We start from the raw sequence: 1,153 nt of genomic DNA on the forward strand, positions 1-1,153 counted from the left end.
GGACGGCCCCGCCCAGGCCGATCGAGTTGCCGACAGCGTCCGCCACCGGCCCGCTCAGCACTAGCATGGCTGAAAGCACGAGGACGATCAGCACGGCGGCAATGGTGACGGCGAGCATCGTGCCCCGAAGTTTGATGAACGGCCGGCCCTCGTCAATTTCGTAGATCCGGTTCATTGCCCGGCCAAAGGCTCCGACATAACCGGAGGCGGACCAGAGGGCGGTGAGGATGCCGAGTACCAGGGTGAGGCCGGCAGCGGAGGAACTGCTGAGCTGCTCGATTGGCTGGCGGATCGCGTCAACGGTGTCACCGGGCGCGAATCCTTGAACGATCTCCATGAGAGCGGATGTGGTCTTCTTGGCGTCCCCGAAAATGCCCAGCAACGACACGAGGGCCAACAGCGCCGGGAAAATAGAAAGCACCGCGTAATAGGTCAGTGCTGCGGCGAGATCCGGGCACTGGTCCTTAGTGAATTCACGCAGGGTCTTTTTGGCGATGTACTTCCACGAGGGCTTAGTGACGTCGGCCGGGCTGTCCGGTTTACGGGAGTCGTCCGGGGCAGGTGCCGTGCGGGCCTTGGCGGTGCTGCTCTCGTCCGTTTCGGCGTCGGTCATGGATTCATTTTCTGCCTTGGTTGGGTTCTTGGCCATTGGAAATTCCTTCGTGGGGTTAAGGGAAATGGCCGGCCGCCCAGCGCATCAGCGAGGGCAGCCGGCCTTATTCAGACGCGGCCTCAGGCCTGCTGAACGTTGTCCTTGGCTTCGGCAGTCCGATCCTTGACGTCCTCCACAGCGGCGTGCCCGTCTGCCTTGAGGTGATCGGTTGCGTCCGCGGCAGTGGCCTTGACGTTCTCCACAGCTTCCTGGGCGGGCGCCTTGAGCCCTTCGGCTACCTGCTTGGCGGCGTCCGTCAGTTCCGTGGTGAGTGGCTCGGCTGCCGATTTGAGGGCATCAGCGGCTTCACGCTCCTTCTGACTGGCCGGGATCAGGGAGGAAACGAGCAGGCCGGCACCAAAGGCGATCAACCCGGCAGCCAATGGGTTCCCCTGTGTCCTGTTCTTCAGCTGGCCCGGCGCGCCCGCAACTGCGGAGCCCGCGTCGCTCACATGCGAGCCGACGCTTCCGGTGGTGGAGTGGACGTGGTCGGCGGTATGG

Annotated in this window: 2 protein-coding genes; both read right to left on the bottom strand. The window is 63.8% G+C overall.

The features are described 5' to 3' along the window. Positions 1–649 (bottom strand): YihY/virulence factor BrkB family protein (locus AC1D1W_RS20675; protein WP_476944698.1); only part of this gene is annotated, 649 nt, incomplete at its 3' end. An 83-nt stretch (positions 650–732) separates the two neighbouring features. Next, positions 733–1,153: DUF3618 domain-containing protein (locus AC1D1W_RS20680; protein ID WP_476944699.1), on the bottom strand; the 421-nt coding region annotated here is incomplete at its 5' end.

The sequence above is a fragment of the Arthrobacter sp. P1_B4 genome (genome assembly GCF_056406555.1).